Below are 8283 nucleotides of genomic sequence, written 5' to 3' on the forward strand. Positions count from 1 at the left end.
GTGCATCAGCCATTTTGATTCTCCTTTAAATGGGGACAGGCCCTGTGGCCATGGCCCGGGAAAAATGGGACAGGTACCTATTTTCCCTAAATTTTGGGGGTCAGGTCTTTAAATTTAGCGTTTTTGCCGGGGGAATAAGACACGATCCTCTTTCTTTGCCCGTTATGGCAACTGTAAATGGAGTTGCGCTTTGATCAGGATGCACAGCGTATTCTTTATCTCGTTATGCCTCGGGATGGGTAATGAAAATTCTCGATGCCGTCGACGGGATAAAGCTGACATCTTCAGAACCCATGACCGCCTGATAGGCATCTTGAATGTTTTTCTTCAATTCTTCAATGGTTTCTCCCTGACTGAACACGCCGGGAACCTCCAGAAGCCTTCCCACATACCAATCTTCATCTTGCCAAAATTCAAGGGTAAATTGTCTCATCGGTGATACCTCTATTGGGGGTCAGGTCTTTAAATTTAGCGTTTTGCGGGGGCCTTTTGGCGGTCGGCGCCCACGATTTACATCCAGTTATCAAGTTTCAACTCTTTGATACGCTTGAAATGCTTTGTATTGTTCGTCACCATCGTCAACCCATGGACAAGTGCGCAAGCGGCAATAAACATGTCTGCGTCATCGATGATCATCCCGGCGTTTTCAAGAGATGCCTTCAGTTTCCCGAATGCCTCGCTAATCGCATCATCCGATTCGATGACGTTGATGCGATCGGTGAGATTTCGGATCATTGCAATGTTTTCGTCAACCCGTTCAGACTTATAGGCTCCATAGTACAGTTCACTGACAGTAATGAAGGATACGAAAATGTTATCAATTCCGCCCGACAAGACCTTCTGCTCGATATGCTCATTCCCCTTGAGCCAGTAGACGCAGATGTCGGTGTCCAAGAGGTACTTCACAGATCGACCTTTCTTCGGCCATAACCGCTGCGGTGCGTGGTAATATCCGCAATGATCTCATCTGCCGGACGATCGTCTTTCCAGACGCCGCAAAAGCCCGTTCTTTCGGTATCGGCGGCAGACTTGCGCCCGGCACGCCCGGCAACACTCTTGACGCCTTCTCTCAATGACCGCAACATCTTAACCGCCTGCGGCAGAACCGGTGGCGGCAGGGTTCTAATCTCCCCGAGAATGATTTCTTCGTATTTAGTTTGCGTTCGCATGGATTTACCTCTTTGGTCTTGGGGGTCTCTAAATTTAGGCAAGTCTTGGGGGTCAGGTCTTGAAATTTAGTTTTTGGGGGTCAGGTCTTTAAATTTAGCGTTTTGCGGGGGGGCTGTTTTTAAAATCCCGGGTTATTCAGCTTCTTTCGTTAAATGCAGGCTTATCCGTTCGAAAAGCGCGGCATAATCCGGCAGGCGGGCCAGAATGAGATTGAATGTTTCGGCGTCGTAGATGTGGCTGAGACGATTTCTGTCCTCGATGGCATCCAGCAGCAACAGGTAATCGTCCTCAGCAGCATAACCTCCAACGTAATAGGCTTTGATAACCTTCTTGGGCGCTGCTTCGTCTATACCGTCCCTTTCCTTGAGAAAGGCCTTGATTGCTTTCCAGCATAATTCCGTGGTGTACTCGAATTTTTGCGCCCGGCCATTCTGAAATCCGTCGATAAGACGTTCGTCGGCAAGCTTTTCCTTGATCTCAGCGAGGTCTACCCGGGCCAGATAGGTGAACTTATCCAAGGCCTCTTTAAACGCCACAATTCTTAAGTCCATGGGATTGCATCCTGTTTTACGCGTTCCCCAAAACGGCCGGTCAGTTGGGGAGTTGTCACGATTTCTACCCGGAAGGGCACAAAGGATTCCTCGAGCTCATCGTTGAGCGCTCTCAGGATGCTAACGGGGATTTCGCCATCAATCCAGAGGTCGTAGTCCGAATTCCAGCGATTGTTGCCCCGGGCGCGCGAACCATAAAGATATATCGGCGCCTGCGCCGGAATATGCTCTCTCAAAGCCCGGCGGATATATGCTTCCGAGCGGTTAATGAGTTCTTCTCTGGTCATAGTTTTTTTGGGGGGTCAGGTCTTTAAATTTAGCGTTTTTGCGGGGTGGAGATGATACAGCTCCGCCCTCTGGATTACACCAGGGGCTTTGGCGCAATTAGGGACAGAGCCCCATTTCCCAAAAAGCCGGGAAAAAGGGCTCTGTCCCTAATTGCGCCGGACCGCTGCACCTCGGCCTGCAATTGCCGGATATCCTGCGCCAACTGTTCGTACTCGGCCGTCTTGCGCTTGAAAAAGAGGTAGGTCATCCGGGCCTTTTCCTCGATCCCACAGGGGGTCAGGTTGTATAGATATGCGATTTTATTGTCTGATTTCCTGAAGTTCTCGACCTTTATAAAACCCTTGTCGATCAGGGCATTTATGAGGAAGTTGATCTTGCCGACGCTGATCCCCAGCCGGATGGAGAGCTCCCGCTGGCTCATCTCCGGGGAGCGCTCGATCTCGCGGATGATGTGGAGCGTCTCTTCTTTTTCAAGTCGGGCTGCAAGTGTAGCGGGCATCTGTGATCATATCCTGTCGTGTCTGGGTGTGTTCATTTAGTGAAGACCGCTGCGAACCTATTCGAAGCGCCCGCGGAAGTCAAGAGATATTTTGGGGGTCAGGATATTTTGGGGGTCAGGTCTTTAAATTTAGCGTTTTTGCGGGGGTGGGATCGGGTCCCTTAAGTAATTTGCAACCCCAGTGTATGCCGCAACGCTGCATCAACGTGCCCCATTGGAAGTGTCCCAATGATCCGATCAATTTCAGTTTCGGCAACGGTAGCCAGATTATCAGTCATGACAACCGAATCCGTGAGCAAACCCGATTGCCGGCCTTCGAGTGTCGAAAGCTGGACAATAACACGGCTCCGGTGCTGAGCGCGAAGCATCCGACTGGTTATCATGGTCACGATTATCTGCGGCAGCCCGGTTTGGAGGTTGTCGGCCTGAACAACCAATACCGGACGAGTCTTGGCTGTCCGCAAATCGGAATGGGGAAATAGCATTAAGACGATATCGCCACGCTTATAGATTTGCTTTGGCTGCGTCATAGTTGTCATATATCTCCATTTCCGGGGTGTTCCAGTCTTCGGCGAAAGTTGCCAAACGCGCACGCAAATCGGTGGCTTGCGCGACACTAATGCCGCGTGCCTGCAAGTCTATGCTACTGGCCCTGAGAAAAGTAACGACCACCGGTGTTTCATCAGTGATGTTTCGCGGCAGCTCAGACAAATGAATGTTACCGCTACGATAGACGCCTTGAATCGCTGTAAGCATATTTCCTCCTGTTTTTTGGGGGTCAGTTTTGGGGGTCTTTAAATCCAGCATTGCTGCGCAACGCTAAACTTAAAGACCCCATTCACCTGACCCCATTCACCCTGTCAATAACCGCCCAGATGAAAATCTGTGTATCGATCAAGATCCGCAACGATTTGCCTCGAATTCGGAAAGCAGATCGTCGGGCAACGGCGCGTCGAAATCTGCTGACACCTTCGCTTTGCCTTTGAGGATGCCGAAGCGGATTTTCAGCCCGCTCGCCTCGATTCTGGACATCCGCGCCATCGGTTTACCGGCCTTGGCTATGATAACATCTGCGCCGGAAGCTACATCTTTAAGCAACCGAGACAGGTGGGTTCTGGCTTCCTGAACATTATATGTTTGAGTATTCATGAAAACCTCCACAAAACTTTTAAAGGGGGGGACAGCTCCCGATTATTAAATCCCATCCTGTGGCCCGGAAAAGCCGGTACAACTCCCTATTTTCCCTGCGATAAAATAGGGAGTCGCCCCGGTTTTTCCTCTGTGCAAGGTCGGGGGTCAGGTCTTTAAATTTAGCGTTTTGCGAGGGGACATGCTGACCCCATTTTTTTATCACTTCACTCTCCAATAACCGTCGCGGTCGCTCCCGATTCGTTCCACCCGGTTTTCAGATTTGAGCGCGGCCAGATGGTCCTTGATGGTATTTGGACTTTTCCCCAACAATTGCGCCATCTCGCTGCGAGTAAGGTTTTGATTTTCACGGAGGATGTCGAGAATTTGGTCCTTCGTTGACTTTTTCTGGGTGGTTATCCGGGTGGTTATCTGGGTGGCTTTCTGGGTGGCTTTGAAAAAGGTTACCCGAAACCCATCCTGGATCTCCTCAAACGACGGATCCTTTAGCCCGTATGACCTTATGGATTCCAATACCCGTTTGATGCCGGAACCGTATTTCTCAATGATCCCGGCTTCTTTAAAAAGCGTGGCGATCTGTTTGTTGCGGATGGCGGAGACGTAGTTTCCGCGCACCAACTGCTCTATCGACAGCCCGGCCATCAAGCGACCGGGATTGAAGAATTCTATCCGATCTTCAAATATTCTGATCATGGAATCGCTTGAACTCATGTAGTCGCGGTGGACAATCATGTTGACCACGATTTCGCGAAGCGCCTGAAGGGGATAGTCCCAGCGTTCTTCCCGCTGTTTGTCTCCGGTAATGATGTAAGATCTATTCAGATGTTTTCGAATAAACGAGAGCGCCGCATCCACTTCACCAAACAGGTCCGATCGGATGGTTAGGCTGTCCTGAATGAGGGTGTCGCTATTAAAACGTCCTATCTCTATCGTGGATAAAAGGACATCCTCCGCTGCAAAAAGCAGATAGCAGCCATTCGTAATCGATGTTTCTTTGATTAACTCGAATTTTTTAAGCACCGTGAGGGGATCGTCCAGAATGGGATTGGGGCGAATCCGATTTGATATTTCTATGAATTTGCTTACTTTCGCTAAAGAGATGTCCTCCAGTCCATGGCGGGTGTCGGAATAGAAATCCCAGCTTGTCTGATAACTTCGCAAATGAAGATCGGATATCTCGTGAATGGAGATCTGATGGTTTGCATTCCTGACTCTTTTCAGATATTTCCCTCGGCAGCTCACGGGCTTGATCGGAAACTCGTCGACCATAAAGATCACGACGTCTTTATGATCAATGGCAGCGGTCGCAACATCCGGTATAAGAGTTGGAAACGTGTTGGTTTTTATCTGATTGAGCCATTGCGGGATCGTCTCGTTGCCAAGCTGGACGCCGACAATCTTTCCGGAATCTGCAACACCGACAAAAACATACCCGCCCTTTGTATTGGCAAAAGCGGCAATCGTTTCAATCGCCGCCTGATCAAGGGTGGATTTGAACTCGACCGTTTCGGATTCGCCTTTTTTATGAAATTCAGGATGGTTTCTTCATTCATTTTCTATTTTTTGACGGCGTCCTTGATGCGTTTGACGTGGCCGCGGCCGAGTCCCTTCACCTCGCATCCGATTTCGAAGTAGCGTTTGATTCTTTCGTCGTTGAGGATGCCGAAGCAATCGATGACGGCCACGGGGCGGCCGGTCATTTTGGTGACTTCATCGGGGTCGAGGGTCATGTAGGCCTCGTGGCGGACGGCGAGGACGACGGCATCGACGCCGTTGAGGGTGGCGGGGAGATCATTTTCCACCTTGCTGTCCTTGAGCTTCTCCTGATTCCGGAAGAATCGCGACCAGGAATGGCCCGGGGCGGGGTAGTTGTCCTGCTTCTCCAGCTCCCACCAGTGCAGAACGTAGGGGTCGTGGATGACGATTTCCGCGCCCATCTCCGTGAGCTTTCTCACCACGATCTCCGAGCCGCTGTAGCGCGTGTCCCCCACGTCCTCCCGGTAGGAGGCGCCGAGGAGGGCAATCTTCGAGGCGGCGACGATTTTCCCCATGTTGCGGAGGGCGTCGCGCACCAGCTCCGCCACGTGGAGGGAGCGGGTGTCGTTGATGTCGATCGCCAGCGGCGTGATCTTGAAGATGTCATCCTCGAAGCCCATGAGGGTCTGGTAGGACCAGACGCCGAGGCCGCCGTCCTTGGGGAGGCAGTAACCGCCGATCCCCGGGCCGGGGAAGATCATGTTGGAATGGGTGGGGCGGACCTTGATCGCTTTGATCACCTTGATCAGGTCCACGCCGTTGCGCTCCGCAAAGAGGCTCCATTCGTTCAGGAAGGCGAGGGTCGTGGCGCGGTAGGAGTTCTCCACGATCTTGCTCGTTTCGCTCTCGATGGGGCGGTCGAGGACGGTCAGCGGGAACTTCTCGACGTTCAGGATCTCGGAGAGGAACTTCACGACCCTTTCCTTCGCCGGCTCGTTGATCCCGCTGCAGACCCGCCAGAAGTCGCGGATGGAGGCGACGTATTCCCGGCCGGGCATGACGCGCTCGTAGGAATGGGCTAGCAAAGGCTCAGGGACGAGTGCTGAGTGCTGAGTGCTGAGTGAAGAATCAGGGACGAGTGCTGAGGACTGAGTGCTGAGGGGAGCGGGGCTTGAGAAGCGGCGCTCGAAGGCTTTTTTTAGGATTGGGTAGGCTACGTATTCAGTGGTGCCGGGGGGTACCGTTGTCTCGATAAGGACGAGGCAGTGGGGTTGGATTTTCTCGGCTATTACTTTTAAGCTCTCTTCTAAGGCGGCGATCTCGGCGTGGCCCTGGCGGCAATTGCCGAGGGTCTCCTTGAAGTAGTCGCATTGGACGTCCACGACGATCACGTCGGCGAGGCAGAGGGCCTCGTAGGTGTAGGTGGCGGTGAGGGTTTTCTTCGCGAGGACGCAGCGGGCGATCATCTGGGCGACCTCGGGGTCCTCGGCTTCTACGGGGGCGATGCCACGATTGAGAAGTGGGATTTTCCAGTAGGAACGCGGGGATGGGCGCTGGACGCCGATGACGAATTTGTTGGGTTGGCCGGGGGGGATGATAGGGGAATTAGATTCCCGATTAAAGACTTCGGGAATGACAGATGTTTTTTGTTCGGGAATGACAGACTTATCGGGAATGACAGGTGTTTTTTGAACGGAGTCGGCGACGATGCCGGCCATGACGGCGCCTACGAAGCCGACGCCGAGGACTACGACGATTTCATGGCCCCGGGCGCGGTGGTCGGCGACGAGGGCTTGCAGGCGCTGAATTTCAGCGGCCTCATCATGTGGGGATGGCAGAGGAAATTGCTCGCCGGTGGGGGCGGTGGAGTACTGAGGATCGAGTGCTGAGCTTGAGGTCATGGACGTCTCCGTGTGCTATTTTTTTGGGGGGTATGCCGGAGCTCCGGCATAGGTAATGGTATTGGAATAATTGAGAAATTAGCGACGGTAAAAAAGTTTTCCCTCTGAAAAAAGGAGGGGGAATGAGGATAAATGGGGGTCTTGCGCCTACTCAAAATCCACCTTTTTGAGGCCAGATTGCCTCAGAATTGACATAAATGTACCATAAGGTATCTCTCGCTTCGGTAAAGGAACAATCACGGTCGAGCTTCCGCATCTGAACTTTTTGTTGCTGCCTGATTGATCCACCTCGACAAAGCCATGCTCATCAAGAACGGTTATAATGTGGCGGGAAGAATAAAGCTTAGACATTTACGGCTGTCTCGCCGATCAAGACATCGCCAACTTCATGGTACATGCCGCTGCCAATATCGTCTTTTATATACAGATGCACGGCATCTTTCAAGTTGGCCACCGCTTCGTCAATGCTCCTTCCAAAGCTGGCAACATCAACATTCAAGCATTGAGAAACAAAATATTTATCTTCTTTGTAAACAACATATTTAAAGTTGTACATATAAAAAACCTCCGTTGGGGGTCAGGTCTTTAAATTTAGCGTTCGGGGGTGGTTCACAGCCGATCCCAATCATCTAAAGGGATCTCTCGCCCGATTCCCTGTTCAATTTCCTTCAGAAGCGCCTTAACCTGCGGCACGGAGTATTCCTGATTGCCCGGCACGGTAAAGGTATAGGTTCCATGACGCATATAGAAATGGCTGCCGCCAGGCTCCGGCGACGCAAAGCCGAGTGTCTTCAGTTTTTTGATAAAGTCCCGTCGTTTGCAGGGCTTCCATTTATGCATGAACCGCAGTTGCCTCGCCCTGAAAAGCGGGCATCCTTGCGTTCAAATTAATCCTGCCCATAACCGGCAATTTGTCCCCGTATCGAATCTTGACAATGAGCCAGCCCTCAAGACTGGATTTCAGCTCCTGCTCGCATTGATAAAGCGTCGCTCCAAAAGCTATCACCCCGGGGCATGCGGGAATCTTCCCGGAAAATGATCCGTCTTCAAGTTTGTCGTAAACCGCTGCACTCATGGCCTTATCTATATATTCAATCAGCATGATCTCTCCTCACAAGTCTTGGGGGTCAGGTCTTTAAATTTAGCGTTTTTGCGGGGGGGTGACCGCAATTATTCCTTTACCCGGTACACCGGGGAATGGGCCTCCGTGTCCCGGCGGTGGGCGGTAAGGTCGGCGGCAACAGTGTCG

Annotated in this window: 14 protein-coding genes and 1 pseudogene; all 15 read right to left on the bottom strand. The window is 51.9% G+C overall.

Features of this window, described 5'->3' with window-relative positions; genetic code table 11:
* Positions 1-223: 223 nt before the first annotated feature.
* The 15 genes and pseudogenes from M0P74_17530 to M0P74_17600 all read right to left on the bottom strand — a co-directional run bounded on the left by M0P74_17530 (position 224) and on the right by M0P74_17600 (position 8136).
* Complete coding sequence (locus tag M0P74_17530; protein ID MCK9365389.1) at positions 224-433, bottom strand: type II toxin-antitoxin system HicB family antitoxin; 210 nt, start codon at positions 431-433, stop codon at positions 224-226.
* A 77-nt stretch (positions 434-510) separates the two neighbouring features.
* Positions 511-906: a type II toxin-antitoxin system VapC family toxin gene (locus M0P74_17535; GenBank protein ID MCK9365390.1), complete on the bottom strand. Its 396-nt coding sequence runs from the start codon at positions 904-906 to the stop codon at positions 511-513.
* A complete protein-coding gene (locus M0P74_17540) occupies positions 903-1169 on the bottom strand; it encodes a hypothetical protein (GenBank protein MCK9365391.1) in 267 nt (88 codons plus the stop codon). The genes M0P74_17535 and M0P74_17540 overlap by 4 nt, the downstream gene beginning before the upstream one ends.
* Positions 1170-1301: 132 nt before the next feature.
* Positions 1302-1721, bottom strand: coding sequence for a nucleotidyltransferase substrate binding protein (locus M0P74_17545; GenBank protein MCK9365392.1), 420 nt, complete (start codon positions 1719-1721; stop codon positions 1302-1304).
* Positions 1712-2008: a nucleotidyltransferase domain-containing protein gene (locus M0P74_17550; protein ID MCK9365393.1), complete on the bottom strand. Its 297-nt coding sequence runs from the start codon at positions 2006-2008 to the stop codon at positions 1712-1714. The genes M0P74_17545 and M0P74_17550 overlap by 10 nt, the downstream gene beginning before the upstream one ends.
* 74 nt (positions 2009-2082) lie before the next feature.
* Entirely contained in the window at positions 2083-2508 is a 426-nt protein-coding gene (locus M0P74_17555) for a MarR family EPS-associated transcriptional regulator (protein ID MCK9365394.1), read from the bottom strand.
* A gap of 161 nt (positions 2509-2669) precedes the next feature.
* A complete protein-coding gene (locus M0P74_17560) occupies positions 2670-3038 on the bottom strand; it encodes a type II toxin-antitoxin system PemK/MazF family toxin (GenBank protein ID MCK9365395.1) in 369 nt (122 codons plus the stop codon).
* Positions 3013-3264 carry a hypothetical protein gene (locus tag M0P74_17565; GenBank protein ID MCK9365396.1) on the bottom strand — a complete coding sequence of 84 codons (252 nt, stop codon included), beginning with the start codon at positions 3262-3264 and terminating at the stop codon, positions 3013-3015. The genes M0P74_17560 and M0P74_17565 overlap by 26 nt, the downstream gene beginning before the upstream one ends.
* A 138-nt stretch (positions 3265-3402) precedes the next feature.
* Positions 3403-3657: a type II toxin-antitoxin system prevent-host-death family antitoxin gene (locus M0P74_17570; protein MCK9365397.1), complete on the bottom strand. Its 255-nt coding sequence runs from the start codon at positions 3655-3657 to the stop codon at positions 3403-3405.
* Between the two features lie 201 nt (positions 3658-3858).
* Complete coding sequence (locus tag M0P74_17575) at positions 3859-5118, bottom strand: putative DNA binding domain-containing protein (GenBank protein ID MCK9365398.1); 1260 nt, start codon at positions 5116-5118, stop codon at positions 3859-3861.
* 95 nt (positions 5119-5213) lie between these two features.
* Positions 5214-6191, bottom strand: coding sequence for a hypothetical protein (locus M0P74_17580; GenBank protein MCK9365399.1), 978 nt, complete (start codon positions 6189-6191; stop codon positions 5214-5216).
* A 189-nt stretch (positions 6192-6380) separates the two neighbouring features.
* Positions 6381-6851: pseudogene (locus M0P74_17585) on the bottom strand (hypothetical protein).
* 526 nt (positions 6852-7377) lie between these two features.
* Positions 7378-7590, bottom strand: a complete 213-nt coding sequence (locus tag M0P74_17590; protein ID MCK9365400.1) for a hypothetical protein — start codon at positions 7588-7590, stop codon at positions 7378-7380.
* Positions 7591-7643: 53 nt separating this feature from the next.
* Entirely contained in the window at positions 7644-7874 is a 231-nt protein-coding gene (locus tag M0P74_17595; protein MCK9365401.1) for a type II toxin-antitoxin system HicA family toxin, read from the bottom strand.
* Positions 7867-8136: a type II toxin-antitoxin system HicB family antitoxin gene (locus M0P74_17600; protein MCK9365402.1), complete on the bottom strand. Its 270-nt coding sequence runs from the start codon at positions 8134-8136 to the stop codon at positions 7867-7869. Before M0P74_17600 ends, M0P74_17595 begins: the two co-directional genes overlap by 8 nt.
* Positions 8137-8283 lie beyond the last annotated feature (147 nt).

It is taken from the genome of Syntrophales bacterium (genome assembly GCA_023229765.1).
Taxonomy (GTDB): domain Bacteria; phylum Desulfobacterota; class Syntrophia; order Syntrophales; family UBA5619; genus DYTH01.